Source organism: Pseudoalteromonas sp. J2K-J599 (assembly GCF_059295115.2).
The window spans coordinates 1,527,503-1,542,862 of sequence record NZ_CM200271.1; the positions used below are offsets into that span (position 1 = coordinate 1,527,503).

The window sequence follows — 15,360 nt, forward strand, 5'->3', positions numbered from 1 at the left end:
AACAACGAATCAAATTATAAGAGCTCAGTTGTTTAACTGGGCTTTTTTTATATGCCAAATAAAATGCAAACAATAATAGCAGTAGATCAAAACAGCACTTTAAGCACGCGTGACAGAGGCTTAAATTACGGTGACGGCTTTTTTACAACGGCTAAAGTTGTTAATGGGCAAGTACAGTATTGGGCTCATCATAAAGCGCGTTTGATTGAATGCGGACAGCGTTTGGGTTTTCCTGAGCTAGATTTTAATCGCCTTGAAAACCAAATTGCTTTGCATATAAAAGCTGCACCACTCAACGTGCTTAAAATACTTGTAACGCGAGGCGAAGGCGGACGTGGTTATGGGCTGCCAAGTGAGTGTAATATTACTATTTTATTGAGCATATTAGATTACCCTAGTAATTACGAAGCGCTTGTTAAAAAGGGTGTAAATCTCGAAATAAGCCCAATTAAATTAGCAGCACAGCCTTATTTAGCGGGTCTTAAAACACTAAACCGGCTAGAGCAAGTACTAGTTAAAAAAGCAATGCAAACGCAAAACTGCGACGATGTGTTAGTGCTTGATTACAATAACAATGTAATTGAAGCTTCTGCAGCTAATATTTTTGCGATTGAAAATAAGCGTGTGTTTACGCCATTGCTTGATGAGTGCGGAATAAAGGGCGTTTATCTGCAATCGTTATGTGATAAATTGCCTGTTGAATTTAAACGCGTGAAAGTAGAAGACTTAACCCAAGCAGACGCCGTATTTGTGTGTAATAGCTTAATGGGAGCAGTACCTGTAAAACGTATTGAGCAACAGGTATTTAATACAGACGACAGCCACGCATTACTAACTAAATTATTAGCCAAGGAGGCTGAGTGTTAAAAGTTATTTTATCGGTACTTTTTTTAGCTGTTATAACCACTGCTGTTGGTTACCAGCAATTACAAGCAACAATAAATAGCTCGTTAAAGGTAGCACAAAACACACAATTTGAAGTTAAGCATGGCACTGGCTTTAATAAGTTATGCCAACAATGGCAAGCTAAAAACTGGGTAGAAAGTTGTTGGCGTTATCAGGTAATTGCAAAATTAGATCCCACACTTACCGACTTAAAAGCGGGGCTTTACGAGCTAACAGCCGATAGCGTTATTAACAACGTAAAAAAAATTAACCAAGGTCAGCAAATTAGTTTTAGTTTTACCATAATTGAAGGTCAAAACTTACGTGAAGTACTAAGTGCTATTAAAAAAGCTGATAATTTACAAAACGATTTAAAAACTGACGAACTAAGTACTCAAATACTGGGTAATGACACGCACTTAGAAGGCTGGTTATTCCCCGACACTTACCATTATCATAATAACGATACTGCAAGCAGTGTATTAAAACGTGCAGCACAAAAAATGCAGCAAACATTAGATGATGCTTGGCAGCAGCGCGCCGCTAATTTACCCTATAAAACAGCATACGAAGCACTAATAATGGCTTCAATCATTGAAAAAGAAACAGGCCTTGCCAGCGAGCGTCCGTTAATTGCATCAGCGTTTGTTAACCGATTAAACACTAATATGCGCCTACAAACCGATCCTACCGTAATATACGGGCTAGGCGCTGACTTTGATGGTGATATTAAACGTAAAGATTTGCGCGATTATACGCCTTACAATACGTATCGTATTAATGGCTTACCGCCAACACCGATTGCTATGCCATCTAAAGCCGCTATTTTAGCTGCAGTTAATCCGCCGCAAAGTGAATACGTTTACTTTGTATCAAAAGGCGATGGTAGCCACCAATTTTCAACCACGTTAAAGCAGCATAACGCGGCAGTTAAAACGTATATATTAAATAAAAAGAATTAAGTTTTTATGAAATCAAAATTTATAGTAATAGAAGGGCTAGAAGGCGCGGGTAAATCAACCGCTATTTCGTTATGCCAAGACTTTTTAAACAAACAAAAAATAGACTTTATTAATGTCCGCGAACCTGGCGGCACGCCACTGGCTGAATCGCTTCGTACGCTTGTAAAAGCAGAGCATGAAGAAGAAATCGCCTTTGAAACCGAGTTGCTTATTATGTACGCAGCACGCTCGCAGCTAATGCACAATGTTATTACTCCAGCGCTTGATAAAGGCCAATGGGTTCTTGCCGATCGTCATGATTTATCGTCACAGGCGTATCAAGGTGGTGGGCGTGGTATTAGCTCAAATACATTAGCTTCGCTTTCTTCAATGGTATTAAAGGGCTTAAAGCCTGATTTAACTATTTACCTTGATATTGACCCAGTGATAGGCCTTGAACGTGCAAAAGGACGTGGCGAGCTAGACCGAATTGAACAAGAAGCCATTGAGTTTTTTCAGCGTACACGTATGCGTTATGTTGAACTTGCTAACGACGACAACACCATTAAAACGGTCGATGCAAACCAAAGTATTGATAAAGTACATCGCGATATAACCAATGTACTGCATTCATTTTTTGAAGGCCTAAAATAATATGCCATTGCCTTGGCTACATGATACTCAAGCACGTTTAGCGAAAAGTTATCGCGCAGAGCGTTTTCATCATGCGCAATTATTTTGTGGGCCTGTTGGCGTAGGTAAGTTTGAGTTAAGTGATGAGCTTGGGAATGCTTTGCTATGCCAAAATATAGCTACGCAGGTAGCTGCGCAAAACAGTATGCTAAAACCTTGCGGACAGTGTAAAAGCTGTTTACTTAACCTGGCAGGCACTCACCCCGACAAGCGTTTAACGCAAGTTGATGGGCAAAGTATTGGTGTAGATGATATTCGTGGTATTAGTGATTTTATGAATCACTCAGCAGCGCAAAATGGCAATAAAGTCGCGATAATCGAAAATTGCGAAAAAATGACCACAGCAGCAGCTAACGCATTATTAAAAACACTTGAAGAGCCAACTAATAGCCGCTTTTTAATATTAACCACAAGCCAACCAGAACAGCTCCCTGCAACTATTTTAAGTCGATGCGCTAAAAGTGACGTAAAAATAACTAATACAGCACTTGCTCAGCAATGGCTAGAGACATTAGATATTCCTAACTATAGTTGGTTAGCACTTTTTTATAACCAACCGCTGCAAGTAAAGCATTGGCAACAGCAAGACCAGCTAAAAAATATTGATACACTGTATAAGTTTGCAACTGAGTTTAAACAAAGTCATAATTTTAAAGCGTTAGTCGATATAATAAATAAACAGCCTGAACTTGTTCGTATATTTACTTTGTTTTTAAGCGTGCAACTAAAGCAGCAATTACTGCAAGGCATGAGTTTTGACGCTTATCAAAGTGCGCAAAATGCATTAGGCGAGTTTTTACAAAATAACACACAAGTACTTGGCCTTAATTTACCGCTTGCTGTATCACGATTAGCATACACATTGCGAAATTCTTAAAAGGATTAATCATGCAAGAACTACTAGTAGACATAGACGATTTAGACGAGTTATACCGTTGTTATATGCCTTACTTAAAAAAAGGTGGCTTATTTGTACGCACTAATATGCGTTACGAAGCAGGGCATTCATTAGCGCTTAGAGTTACTTTGCCCGATGCCTTAGAAGATGACGTAGTGACAGGTAAAGTGTCGTGGATCACGCCACAAGGAGCACAAAGCTCTAATCCTCCAGGTATTGGTATTAGCTTTTTAGACGATAAAACAAACCTAAACGCTAAAATCGAAAAACTGCTTGGGACTATGTTAAACTCAGGCGATCAAACATATACCATGTAGTTATAGGTCGGTTTTTCATTGAGATTAACGCCGCCCTATATTGGGTTCTTTTAATTACTAACATAATAAATTAAACGAACAAATTTAAACCCTGAACATAATACAGGCCTTATAGTGATTGTAGATTCTCATTGCCATTTAGACCGTCTTGATTTTGATAAACTAGACTTAAACCTTGACCAAGTTCTTGATAAAGCGCGTGCAAAGCAAATAGAGCACTTTTTATGTGTAAGCGTAACGCTTGATCAGTTTCCAAGCATGCTTGATAAAATTAAGCATTACGACGATGTTTCAGCCTCATGCGGTGTACATCCACTTGATCAAAAAGACGCCCTTAATAAACAGCAACTAATCGACTTAGCTTCACACGAAAAAGTTGTCGCTATTGGTGAAACGGGTCTTGATTACTATTATTCAAAAGATACTCACGCAGTGCAGCAAGCCAGCTTTGTTGGGCATATTGAAGTGGCAAACGAATTACAAAAGCCGTTAATTATTCATACTCGTGATGCCCGTGCCGACACAATTAACTTAATGCGTGAGCACAAAGCCGAAAACTGCGGTGGTGTATTACATTGCTTTACCGAAGATTGGGATATGGCTAAAAAAGCCATAGACATGGGCTTTTATATATCTATTTCGGGCATTGTTACCTTTAAAAATGCTATTGAGCTAAAAGAAGTAGTAAAGCAAATACCGCTAGATAGATTACTAATAGAAACCGACTCGCCTTATTTAGCACCGGTGCCGTACCGTGGGCAAACAAACCAGCCAGCATACGTAGAAGATGTAGCTTATTACATTAGCGAACTTAAAGGCATTAGCTTTAATGAACTTGCTAAAGCGACTACCGAAAACTTTTATTCTTTATTTAAATTAGCAGCTAAAGGCTAAATACATGATTACTCACACGGCAAACCTTCCTATTTTACTAATGGGGCCAATGGTGCGCCGTGCAGAGCAAACTGGAGTCTGTATTCAGTTTGCTACCTCCAAGCCTGCAAACTGCCAAATAAACTTATTAAATGTTGAGTGTTATAGCGATCAACATACTGTTTCTTTGGGTGAACATTTATACCTGCATTTCGTTATTATAAAGCCAATAGACAACAAACTTCCTGTCGATAGCTTATTAAGCTATGAGCTTGTAATTGACGATGCAGCAATCGATTTATCGCCCTGGTGCTATAGCAATCAAACAACGCCTGCATTTTTAATCCCCGATAAACTGAGTGATATTTTGCATGGCTCGTGCCGTAATGCACATCACCCAGCAAAAGACAGCTTAGTGTCTGCAAGTCACTGGCAAAATACTCAGCGCGGTAATAATAATCAAGGCGCACAGTTGCTATTACTGAGCGGTGACCAGGTTTATGCCGATGATGTAGCAGGCCCCATGTTATTAGCTATTCATCAGTTAATTAAAGCGTTAGGTATTTATAAAGAGCAACCACTTGCCATTGAGCTACCGGGCGATATAAATGAGCAACTTTATAATCGCCATTTGTTTTTACCAAAAACACCTTGGCAAAAACGCTCAAAGTTAGGTGTTGGTTACTGGCTAAAAAAAGACGAACCTCATTTTTCAAGCGTAAAAGCCTACAATCACCTTATTCATTTTGAAGAATACATTGCACTGTATTTATTAAATTTTAGTGCTGCTGCTTGGCAATGCGTTGATATACAAAACACAACGTATTCAGGTCAAAACAAGCAAAACAAAACTATTTTTGACGCTGAAAAAACAGCATTGATTGATTATGCAAAAGGCTTAACTGAAGTAGAGCGATTGTTTGCCAATGTATCTACATTAATGATGTTTGACGATCATGATGTAACCGATGACTGGAACCTCACCGCTGGGTGGGAGCAAGCTATAAATGAAAATCCAAGTAGTAAACGAATCATTAATAACGGCTTAATTAGTTATTGGCTATTCCAAGGAATGGGGAACGATGCACTAAATAAAACGGGCGAGCTACTAACACCTTTTAAGCAAAGCCGTACTGCTAATAATTTATGGCAGTTTAAAGCATTTGATAAACCACTAAACGATTTTAGCTTTTGGCATTATGAGTTAACTACAACCCCAAAAGTAGTGGTGCTAGATACACGTACGCACCGTTGGCGAAATGAGCAAAACTTTAACGAGCCTTCAGGCCTACTTGATTGGGAGCGCCTCACAGAGCTTGAAGAAAGCCTACTAAGCCACGATCAGGTTATTATTGTATCGCCAGCACCCGTATTTGGTGTTAAATCAATAGAAGCCATTCAAGCCATGTTTAATATTTGCGGGCAACCGCTCATGGTTGACGTAGAAAACTGGATGGCACACGAAGGCTCAGCCAAAAAGCTACTCGATACCTTTAGATGCACCGACACCCCAAACGAAACGCTTATTTTATCGGGTGATGTACATTACTCATTTTGCTTTTCGGTGCAAAAGCGTTTTGGCGATCATCCCAATCGAATTTGGCAACTTACCGCCAGTGGTATTAAAAACGAGTTCCCGCGTAAGTTAATAAACATACTCGATAAGCTCGACTCAATTTTATACGGCCCAAAAAGCCCATTAAACTTTTTTACCAAACGCTGGCACATGGAAGTAGATAAGCACCAAACCAAAGGTGAAGGGCAAAAATACTTAGTAAGCGACTCAGCTATTAGTTTAATAACACTAGAGCAAGGGAATTTAGCCCGATATCAACTTATACACGGTGAAGGACATTTAACTGAGTTCGATTTAGAAGAGCAGTAATTTTTAATCAATAATTAAAATTAAAGAACTATTTGCACAAAGAGAAACGAAAGAGGAGTAAATGAGAAAACACAATACCAATCAGGGTATATTTTCGGTTTTATTACTTCCTCCAAAAGCGCAGCGCCTCATACCCTCTTAGTGAAAAAGTCACTAGTTACATGCGCTGCTGTTACAGTAAAAACCAGCTAAAGATCTATTTGCACAAAGAGAAGCGAAAGAGGAGTAAATGAAAAAACAGAATGCCAATCAGGATATAGTTTCGGTTTTATTACTTCCTCTAAAAGCGTAGCGCCTCTTAACCTCTTAGTGAAAAAATCACTAATTACAGGCGCTGCTGTTACAAAGCAATGCTTAAAATTATTCAATTTATTTATAAAAACCAGCTAAAGATCTATTTGCACAAAGAGAAGCGAAAGTGGAGTAAATGAGAAGACAGAATGCCAATCAGGATATAGTTTCTGCTTTATTACTGCCTCTAAAAGCGTAGCGCCTCTTAACCTCTTTGTGAAAAAATCACTAATTACATGCGCTGCTGTTATAGTAAATACCAGCTAAAGATCTATTTGCACAAAGAGAAGCGAAAGAGGAGTAAATGAGAAAGCAGAATGCCATTCAGGGTATATTTTTGGTTTTATTACTTCCTCTAAAAGCGTAGCGCCTCTTAACCTCTTAGTGAAAAATCACTAATTACAGGCGCTGCTGTTACAAAGCAATGCTTAAAATTATTCAATTTATTTATAAAAATCAGCTAAAGATCTATTTGCACAAAGAGAAGCTAAAGAGGAGTAAATGAGAAGACATAATACTAATAAAAACTGCGTTTGGTGTTTATTTTCTTCTCTAAAAGCGCAGCGCCTCATAACCTCTTTGTGAATAAATCGCTTAAAAATTTAATGTACAGTTACTTATAGCCCTTTGGATAACGACTTAAAACCTAAGTAAATAATTTTTATGCATTAAAGCGCTTTATACCATCGACTAGCTTTAGAACATTGAAGTTTATTAGTAAACCAGTACTTATTTCTGCAAGTTTCATATAAGTTATTAATTGTGCAGAGTGAATTGGAAGAAGCTTATCAACCGCCTTTAGTTCAATTATTAATTTATTAGGTAATAAAATATCCAACCGGTAACCTGTATTTATATATTGATCTTTATAATATATCGGCAGCTCAACTTGGTTTTTAGCAGATAAGCCAATCTTACTTAATTCATATATTAAGCAAGTTTCGTAACTCGATTCTAATAACCCTGGGCCTAAATTCCTGTGTACTTCTATAGCGCAACCTATTACTGTTTTTGTTAATGTATCAGTATCCATAGGTATCCTTTTGCTTAATTTACAAGCATTTAATCAACTAAGAAAGAGTTCTAAAATAAGACTTAAGTGTAGTACAAATAAAATAACAAAATTGAATACTTGTAGGCTATATGAAGCAAACTATTAAGTTGTCACTCGTTTGTTGAGCTATTTACTAATAAGATCAATTAAAGAACTATTTGCACAAAGAGAAACGAAAGAGAAGTAAATGAGAAAACATAATGCCAATCAGAGTATAGTTTCTGCTTTATTACTACCTCTAAAAGCGTAGCGCCTCTTAGCCTCTTTGTGAAAAAATCACTAATTACATGCGCTGCTGTTACAGTAAAAACCAGCTAAAGATCTATTTGCACAAAGAGCTATTTGCACAAAGAGAAATGAAAGAGAAGTAAATGAGAAAACAGAATGCCAATCAGGATATATTATCGGTTTTATTACTTCCTCTAAAAGCGCAGCGCCTCTTAACCTCTTAGTGCATAAATTACTTATTAAAGGCTTTGCTTGTCACGCTAACAGGTTAACCGTAAATTCAACCTTGGCGGTAGACGCTGAGCTTGCTCGCGTGAGAAGCGCAGCTTCCAATCACTCTATGTTGGTAATTACTTGGCTTTGTATTTAACCATGCTCTTTTCTGCTTCGTTTAGACGCAGGTAACTTACTACTCAATATTGCCAAGCATAAAATAGTCATAAACAACATTGAGTTTGCACCCGCTTGTAAAGAGTAATCTACCAATGAATGCAGCAGCATATCTATAATTGCAATGGCACAGCCAAAAGCAACGCCCTGAAACAGCGCTGTTTTACGCTTTCGCATAGTCGCTATACATAGCCATAAACAATAAAGTATAAGTGAGCCCAGTGCGGCTGTAGTGGGTATACCCAGCTCTACTGCAAACTGTACGTAATCGTTATGGGCATTATCGTAATAACCAGAATAAGGCTCAGACTGATACGCCGGAAACGCAGTATAAAATGTACCACCACCAGAGCCCAATAAAGGCTTATCTAAAATGAGGGGTATTGAATCACGTACAACTTCGTCACGGGTTTCTGATGAAATACTGGTTTCGCTTATACGCTGTTTAACTTTTTCTACATCAAATATAGCGCCGATAATAATTAAATCGATTATAAAAAAACTAACTATAAGTAGTTTAAACGCTTTAGGTTTTTGCCTGTAAATAAAAAACGCGAGTAAGCTAACAACCATTAATGCAATAAAAAATGCAGAGTTACCCATACGGCTACGGGTTAAAATTAACGCAACAATAATAATAATTAACGAAATACGTAAAATTATTTTTGAGCTTAAAAGTATTTCAGTCCACGCCCGAAGCGTTTGTTTTAATGTTTGTTTATAATCGCTAGTAGAGCGTTTTAATTCGCTAACCAAAACACCAATGCCCAAACATAAACATAAAGCTAAAAAATTTGCTAAAAAGTTTGAGTAGGTAAAGGTACCAATAGCACGGTCGGTATGTTTATAACCAAATAGTGGGCTAATAATATCAGGCGACAAATTTAAATAAGTAGCGTATAAAGCCTGAAACACACCAGCACTTATAATTGCATATATTAAATTTTTAATACGCTTTTCAGTATTACAATAAATAAATAATAGCCAACAAAATAAAATCATAAAACTTGTTTTAATAAGCATTTGTTTAGTTTGAAATGGGTCAACACTTACGGTAAATATTTGTACTGCGCATACGCCCGCAACTATACCGAGTACAGTAAATATGGGCCAAGAATATAAAGGAGGGTATAAATGGTGCTTGTTATCAATACTGCTGAAAACTAAATGGATGAAAAAGGTAGCACTAATTAATATCCCCATTGCTAAAATTGCCCAAGGGCGGTAACTACCTAATGGTAAGGGCAGCAAAAATAAAATTGCACAGAGTAAAAAAAATATAAAACGATTCACAGGGTTCTCTAAACTAAGAGCCTAAAAGAAGGGCTAAAAAAATAAGCCATATAAAGTAAAACGCAGCCAAAAGGCTGCGTTTTTATTATTTTATTATCGGTTAGTTACCGACTTCAGATATACCTGCATCGCCACCAGTGCCGCCGGCACCTTGCGGTACTGCAGTTGTTGGTAAAGTAACAATAACCGGAGCAGCAGGAGCTGGTGCGCCACCTGGGCCAGCTGCTGTTGCTTCAGAGGCAACAGTGGCATCAACGCCAGCTGTAATAGCAGCAAGTGTAACAGTATCGCTGTCAACGCCAGCAGCTACAAGTCCAGCTAAAAAATCAGCAATAAGTGGGCTATCGGCACCCACAGCATCAACAACTACATTCATCATAGAATCAACTTGAGCAGCAGTACAATTTGTACATACGCCATTAATAGCTGCTACTAAATCTGCCTTTAGCTGATCTGGAGCTGTTTCAGCAGTTGCGCTATTTAAAACGTTGACTAAGTTAGTCATGCCTTCAGTTTGTACTACTGCATCAGTATCCGTTTGTGCATAACTTGGTAAAACTGTAAGTGAAGATGCACCTGCTATTAAGCTGGCTAATATAAATGATTTCATCTCTTGTCCCTTGGTAGAGTATTAATTACAAAATTTTAGCGCATCGGTGCAAAAAGTAAACTCTTTATTTACGCCATTATCACTAGTTTTTATTATTTTGGTTGGCGGCATTATTAAATTACCCTGCACGCCATCGCAACCTAAACTTTCAAGTACCTTTAAGGTTTCAGGTTTTTCAATCAAACAAGCTAAAACTTTAATACCAAAGCCATGACAAATATTATTAACTGTTTGAATAAAAAACTGGCTTTGGGTGTTATCTAATAAATCTTGAATATAGCTACCATCTATTTTTATATATTCAATGTCTAACCCTTGTAAGTATCTAAACGAGGTTAAACTAGTACCAAAGTGTTCAACACACACATTTATGCCAATATCTTTTATTGTATCTATATGTAAAGAGGCAACATGTACGTTGTAAAGTAAGCTAATTTCATGCAATTCAAAAATCAAGTTTGTTTTAATAATTGGTTTAGTGTGTGCATAAAGAGTAAGCCATTCAATAAAGTCAGTTGAATACAACGAAGCCTTACTAATATTTAACGCAAATGTATCGTCTGGGTGTTGCTCTTTAACGTTTACAAAGTTACGAATTATTTTTTTGTCTAACTCTTCGGTTAAGTTAAGCTTTTCGGCCATAGCAAATAAATGGCCATTATTAACCTTTTCGCCTTCATGCGTAAAATGAGCAAACACCTCAAAGTAGCACTGCTTGTTTTGTGAGTTAGTGCGTTTAACTGGTTGCACCGAAAAACTAACTTCACCAGTAGCAATAATTGACTGAATAAGCGAACGCCACTCTTTAACACTAAACAAAGTATTTTTATCTACTTTATTTACAGCCGAATCGCCAATAGTACAACCAGTATCAAGCGCCGAAAGCACACTCCCAATAGATGAGCCTTTATCAACATTTACTAACGCTAAGTTAGCAAAACCATTTACGTGTAAGCTGTTTTTCTTTTTACTAAAAGCATCATTTATATCGAGGCGTGTTCGATTTAAAAATTGCATATCGAATGGGACTAAAGCAATAAAAGTACTACCGTTAAGTCTAAATATTTTAGAATTTGTTAAAGCACCAAACACATTTTGCAAAGTAACGCTTACATCATGTACGTGCTCGTCACCATCTTGGTAACTTACAGTTTGGTTAATATTAGCAAGTGAGGGGAGAGTAACCATCATGGCAGTGATTGGAGTGTCGCTAGTAATAGCGTCAACCACTGAGTTAAAGTGGTTCTCAAACGAACGGCGGTTACCTAGCCCTGTGAGTGAGTCTACATATACTTCATCGGTAAGTGCTTGTGTTTGCTTTGTTAAAGAGTCAAAGGTGCTTTGTAGGTTCATTACCATATTGTTAATGGCTTTAGTTACAGTACGTAGCTCGCGTGCAACTGGTATTTCGTCGTTTAATGTAAAGCGTTTACGCGTAACCAAGTGTGCTTGGTTTTCCACTGCTTTTAAAGGTCTAAACACTGCACGTAGTATTAAATATGCTACTGCAAGCGACGCTACCAATAATAATAAAGAACCATAAAAGCTGCGTTTAGTATGTTCCCATAGCGTTAAATACGATTGCCCAACATGGCTTGTTACTTCAAGCACTCCAGCCATAATCCAGCCATTGTTTAATTCTGATAGCATAGTAGGGGCTTTAAGCTTTACTGCTGTAATAAACCAATTAGGCACAGATTCAACGCGTTTTGGGCTTGTTAGGTCAAAAACTATTTTATTCTCGGCGTTAGTAAATTTTATTTGTTTGTAATAGCCGGAGTCGAAAATAGCGGTTGTCATGGTTTGGGCAATCATTAAGCTGTCTTCTTCAAGGTAAGGCGATATAGAAAGCCCTAAGCTTGTTGCTGTATCTTGCGCGTGGCTACCCATTTGCGTTTGTAAGTATTGGCGAGTGGTATCAACGTCAGTAATTACGCGTACAAAAAAAGAAAGTACCGAAATCAATATAATAAGGCCATATACTTGGGTTTTTAAACTTAATCCATTTTTAAAAAGTCGAGACATAACTCGGTGTTCCTTTATCACTTTTGGCGGGCGCAAGCTCACCTTGTTCAATTCGCTCTAACATGGTGTTCCAGGCAGAAACACCACGGCTATTTTTTACTTTATTACCTAACCCTTTTGATTTGGCTAACCATAAACCTTGGCCATTAAAACTATAGATAGGTGTTAAGTCAGGGCGCTTATTAGCGGGTAGTAGTTTAGTGTTAAAATTGCCTAAAACAAAGGGGATTTGATCAGGAGTTTCAATATAAATAAGTACCATATGAGGTTGATTAACTGTTTTTTGACGTACATACATTAAACGTACTTTATCTTCGGGTACGCCCAGTGCTATTAACGTAAAGTATTTGGCAATTACGTAGTCTTCACAATCACCCATACCAAGGCCTAAACTCTCAAGTGGGGTGGCCCAATAATCTTTTTGGTGCCAAAGCTCATCATCGGTTTTGTATTTAATGTGCTTATTAAAAAAGTCATTCACTAAATGGATTTTTTGCCATTCACTTTTATCAGCCGATTCATCTATAAAACTTAGCCAGTTTTTAATGCGTTTATGTCCTTCATCACCATACTGTTTTTGAGCGCGCGCAATTATATCGCTATTGCGTAAATACAAAAGCGTATTTTGTGCGCATACAAAAAAAGACACTAATAATAAAATGTAAAACCCTAAACGCACAAATGTTCCTTTAAGTCTGTGATCCCTAATAACTAAACAAGCCTAGTATAGTATTGGTAGCTTTGGAAAGGTAGATCACTAAAAAGTATGAGAGCACTAAAATAGTGCGATGCAACCCAGTGCGGTGCAATATAGTATTAATAAAAAAACAATCAAAAAGCACTCTTTAATTATTGAGTGCATTATTGTGTTGTGTATAATAGCAATCTCACACGGCATGTGAAGCGCTTGAAAAGGGATTTTAGCTTAGTAATTCCTTTTTTTGTTGTTTAGCAAAATAATGAAAGGAATTAAAGTGAAAGTTTTAAAAGCAGTATTACCTGTAGCTGGCCTTGGTACACGCATGTTACCAGCCACTAAAGCCATACCTAAAGAAATGCTTCCTCTGGTAGATAAACCTTTAATTCAATACGTTGTTGACGAAGCTGTAGCAGCTGGCATTAAAGAAATCGTGCTTGTTACACATGCTTCAAAAAACTCAATAGAAAACCACTTTGATACAAGCTTTGAGCTAGAAGCCACATTAGAGGCACGCGTAAAACGTAGCCTGCTAGAAGAGGTTCGCTCAATAGTGCCAAAAGATGTAACCGTAATTTCGGTTCGCCAATCGGCACCACTAGGCTTAGGCCATGCTGTTTTAGCAGCGCGCCCAATTGTTGGTAATAACCCATTTGCAGTAATGTTACCTGACGTAATTATTGATAAATATAAATCAAATTCAAAAACCGACAACTTAAGCCAAATGATTGATCGCTTTGATAAAACAGGTCACAACCAAGTTATGGTTGAGCCTGTACCTAAAGAGCAAGTGCATCAGTATGGTGTAGTAGATTTAGCCGGTATAAAAATAAACGCAGGCGAGAATGCAATCATCAAAAACATGGTTGAAAAACCAGATAATGATGATGCTCCTAGTAATTTAGCTATTACAGGGCGTTACGTTGTATCGCCAGCTATTTGGGACTTGCTTGATTACACGCCCCCTGGCGCAGGTGGTGAAATACAGCTAACAGATGCTCTACTTCAGCTTCGTCACCAAGAAACGCTTGAAGCATACCATTTGAAAGGAAAATCGCATGATTGTGGTTCTAAGTTGGGCTATATGTTAGCTAACGTTGAATATGCAATGCAGTCTAGCTTTATGGGTGAAGAGTTCACGTCTCAAATAAGAAAACTATTAGAGTAATTTTCAACAAACTTAAAAGTACATAAATTTTAACAAAAAGGTAAGATTTTGAAATTACTAGCATTTCCTGCGTTTAAAAATAAGAAATCTAATCCCTACAATTATATGCTTTATGATGGTCTAGATAGCATTGATTGTGATGTAGAAGAGTTTAGTTTTAAAAAAGCTCTAATGCTAAATTATGATGTGCTCCATGTTCACTGGCCCGAGCTATTTTTAAACAGTAACTATTTTTTAAAAGCATTACTATACTCAACTTTATTTTTAATCGTTTTAGCGATAGCAAAATTAGCGGGTAAAAAAGTAGTTTGGACTATCCATAACTTAACTCCACACAGTGTAAAATACTCGAAGTTAAACTCTATTTTCTGGTTTTTTTACTTAAAAATTGTCGACGGGGTTATTTCTTTATCTAGTGCAAATGAGAAAAAAGCGATAGATAAGTTCGGGTTCAAAAGTTGTCTGCCCAAGGCCGTAATTTACCATGGGTTATATGATAATGCTTATCAGAATGAGATAAGCTGTGAGGATGCTCGCGAAAGTTTAGGATTGCCAATTGACTCTAAAGTAATACTTTTCTTTGGTCAAATTAAACCCTATAAAAATGTAGAAAAGCTAATCAGTGAGTTTAATAAGAACAACGGAAATATCTATAAGCTGTTGATTGTTGGCAAGTTCGATACTAAGGAATACTTTGATGAAATTAATAATTTAATAGAAACTGACAATATTGTGGTAGTTAATAAATTTATTCCTGATGAAGAGATACAAATTTATTATAACGCAGCTGATTTATGTGTGCTGCCGTTTAAAAATATTTTCAATTCTGGCAGTGCCTTGTTATCTGTAACCTTTAATACCAGCGTGCTAGTGCCTTACACTGATAACTTCAAAGAGTATCAAGAAGTATTAAATGAAGACTGTATCAAATGTTATACCGGTGAAATAACGTTTGAGAAGATCTCACGATCATTAGTTAAGTCGCCTGACAAACTTAAGATTTTAAATACTAATCTTTGTGAGTGGGCTCAAATTAAAAAGAAACATGTTCAGTTTTATAATACGCTAATTAAGTAAGAGTAATTTAGTTCGTATTTCTTATATTATAAACA

14 protein-coding genes are annotated in these 15,360 nt (G+C 37.2%); 9 read left to right on the forward strand and 5 right to left on the reverse strand.

All coding sequences use genetic code 11. The features are described from left to right. The first annotated feature begins 51 nt into the window (after nucleotides 1–51). From pabC to AC5NT5_RS06975, 7 genes are all read left to right on the forward strand, one after another. Nucleotides 52–867 (forward strand): aminodeoxychorismate lyase, encoded by an 816-nt coding sequence (gene pabC / locus AC5NT5_RS06945; RefSeq protein WP_182672284.1) that lies wholly within the window; start codon nucleotides 52–54, stop codon nucleotides 865–867. Beyond that, nucleotides 861–1,847: an endolytic transglycosylase MltG gene (mltG, locus tag AC5NT5_RS06950; protein ID WP_182672283.1), complete on the forward strand. Its 987-nt coding sequence runs from the start codon at nucleotides 861–863 to the stop codon at nucleotides 1,845–1,847. Before pabC ends, mltG begins: the two co-directional genes overlap by 7 nt. Before the next feature lie 6 nt (nucleotides 1,848–1,853). Continuing rightward, complete coding sequence (tmk, locus tag AC5NT5_RS06955; protein WP_007585737.1) at nucleotides 1,854–2,480, forward strand: dTMP kinase; 627 nt, start codon at nucleotides 1,854–1,856, stop codon at nucleotides 2,478–2,480. A gap of 1 nt (nucleotide 2,481) precedes the next feature. Continuing rightward, the gene (locus AC5NT5_RS06960) at nucleotides 2,482–3,396 is read left to right on the forward strand and encodes a DNA polymerase III subunit delta' (RefSeq protein ID WP_182711382.1); all 915 of its coding nucleotides are present in this window, start codon (nucleotides 2,482–2,484) and stop codon (nucleotides 3,394–3,396) included. A gap of 11 nt (nucleotides 3,397–3,407) precedes the next feature. Then, nucleotides 3,408–3,734 carry a PilZ domain-containing protein gene (locus AC5NT5_RS06965; RefSeq protein WP_002962367.1) on the forward strand — a complete coding sequence of 109 codons (327 nt, stop codon included), beginning with the start codon at nucleotides 3,408–3,410 and terminating at the stop codon, nucleotides 3,732–3,734. 114 nt (nucleotides 3,735–3,848) lie between these two features. Next, the gene (locus tag AC5NT5_RS06970; RefSeq protein ID WP_007585741.1) at nucleotides 3,849–4,628 is read left to right on the forward strand and encodes a TatD family hydrolase; all 780 of its coding nucleotides are present in this window, start codon (nucleotides 3,849–3,851) and stop codon (nucleotides 4,626–4,628) included. Between the two features lie 4 nt (nucleotides 4,629–4,632). After that, nucleotides 4,633–6,492 carry an alkaline phosphatase D family protein gene (locus AC5NT5_RS06975; RefSeq protein ID WP_494513197.1) on the forward strand — a complete coding sequence of 620 codons (1,860 nt, stop codon included), beginning with the start codon at nucleotides 4,633–4,635 and terminating at the stop codon, nucleotides 6,490–6,492. A gap of 952 nt (nucleotides 6,493–7,444) precedes the next feature. Here AC5NT5_RS06975 and AC5NT5_RS06980 read toward each other — a convergent pair. The 5 genes from AC5NT5_RS06980 to AC5NT5_RS07000 form a co-directional block, all read right to left on the reverse strand. Then, a complete protein-coding gene (locus AC5NT5_RS06980) occupies nucleotides 7,445–7,816 on the reverse strand; it encodes a GxxExxY protein (RefSeq protein ID WP_494513196.1) in 372 nt (123 codons plus the stop codon). A gap of 615 nt (nucleotides 7,817–8,431) precedes the next feature. Next, nucleotides 8,432–9,748: an O-antigen ligase family protein gene (locus tag AC5NT5_RS06985; RefSeq protein WP_494513195.1), complete on the reverse strand. Its 1,317-nt coding sequence runs from the start codon at nucleotides 9,746–9,748 to the stop codon at nucleotides 8,432–8,434. A 100-nt stretch (nucleotides 9,749–9,848) separates the two neighbouring features. After that, a complete protein-coding gene (locus AC5NT5_RS06990) occupies nucleotides 9,849–10,358 on the reverse strand; it encodes a hypothetical protein (protein ID WP_182779866.1) in 510 nt (169 codons plus the stop codon). A gap of 21 nt (nucleotides 10,359–10,379) precedes the next feature. After that, nucleotides 10,380–12,383, reverse strand: coding sequence for a bifunctional diguanylate cyclase/phosphodiesterase (locus AC5NT5_RS06995; RefSeq protein WP_494513194.1), 2,004 nt, complete (start codon nucleotides 12,381–12,383; stop codon nucleotides 10,380–10,382). Next, nucleotides 12,367–13,062 (reverse strand): transglutaminase-like cysteine peptidase, encoded by a 696-nt coding sequence (locus tag AC5NT5_RS07000; RefSeq protein WP_494513193.1) that lies wholly within the window; start codon nucleotides 13,060–13,062, stop codon nucleotides 12,367–12,369. Before AC5NT5_RS07000 ends, AC5NT5_RS06995 begins: the two co-directional genes overlap by 17 nt. A 295-nt stretch (nucleotides 13,063–13,357) precedes the next feature. Between AC5NT5_RS07000 and galU the strand changes: the two genes are divergently transcribed. Then, nucleotides 13,358–14,248: a UTP--glucose-1-phosphate uridylyltransferase GalU gene (gene galU / locus AC5NT5_RS07005; protein ID WP_494513192.1), complete on the forward strand. Its 891-nt coding sequence runs from the start codon at nucleotides 13,358–13,360 to the stop codon at nucleotides 14,246–14,248. A 48-nt stretch (nucleotides 14,249–14,296) separates the two neighbouring features. Next, a complete protein-coding gene (locus AC5NT5_RS07010) occupies nucleotides 14,297–15,325 on the forward strand; it encodes a glycosyltransferase (protein WP_494513191.1) in 1,029 nt (342 codons plus the stop codon). The last annotated feature ends 35 nt before the right edge of the window (nucleotides 15,326–15,360 follow it).

Excerpts from the sequence above, each read along its gene's own strand:
- AC5NT5_RS06965 (WP_002962367.1), top strand. The coding sequence starts at position 3,408 with ATGCAAGAACTACTAGTAGACATAGACGATTTAGACGAGTTATACCGT.
- AC5NT5_RS06960 (WP_182711382.1), top strand. The coding sequence starts at position 2,482 with ATGCCATTGCCTTGGCTACATGATACTCAAGCACGTTTAGCGAAAAGT.
- AC5NT5_RS06995 (WP_494513194.1), bottom strand. The coding sequence starts at position 12,383 with ATGTCTCGACTTTTTAAAAATGGATTAAGTTTAAAAACCCAAGTATAT.
- AC5NT5_RS06975 (WP_494513197.1), top strand. The coding sequence starts at position 4,633 with ATGATTACTCACACGGCAAACCTTCCTATTTTACTAATGGGGCCAATG.
- tmk (WP_007585737.1), top strand. The coding sequence starts at position 1,854 with ATGAAATCAAAATTTATAGTAATAGAAGGGCTAGAAGGCGCGGGTAAA.
- AC5NT5_RS06980 (WP_494513196.1), bottom strand. The coding sequence starts at position 7,816 with ATGGATACTGATACATTAACAAAAACAGTAATAGGTTGCGCTATAGAA.
- AC5NT5_RS06990 (WP_182779866.1), bottom strand. The coding sequence starts at position 10,358 with ATGAAATCATTTATATTAGCCAGCTTAATAGCAGGTGCATCTTCACTT.
- pabC (WP_182672284.1), top strand. The coding sequence starts at position 52 with ATGCCAAATAAAATGCAAACAATAATAGCAGTAGATCAAAACAGCACT.